The 252-nt window shown below is 54.4% G+C and carries 1 pseudogene; it reads left to right on the top strand.

The window, feature by feature from the left end:
- Positions 1-194 (top strand): annotated as a pseudogene (locus R0J87_RS22740) (hypothetical protein); the annotation flags it as partial.
- Between the last annotated feature and the right edge of the window lie 58 nt (positions 195-252).

Here is a 252-nt window from a genome sequence, read left to right as displayed (position 1 = left end):
GGCCGGTGTTGCGTTACATGCTGCGCGGCAATACCGTTTCTGACGCACCGCTGATTATCGGTAGCCTTGATCCCTGCTACTCCTGTACCGACCGTGTGACGCTGGTAGATGTGCGCAAGCGCCAGTCAAAAACCGTGCCGTATAAAGAGATCGAACGCTACGGCATTGATCGTAACCGTTCGCCGCTGAAGTAAGGACAGAAGATGCTGAAGTTACTGAAAACTATTATGCGCGCCGGAACCGCGACGGTGA

Source organism: Halomonas sp. SIMBA_159, assembly GCF_046536035.1.
Classification (GTDB): Bacteria; Pseudomonadota; Gammaproteobacteria; order Pseudomonadales; family Halomonadaceae; genus Vreelandella; species Vreelandella venusta_A.
This window is presented reverse-complemented; position numbering and strand designations above follow the sequence as displayed.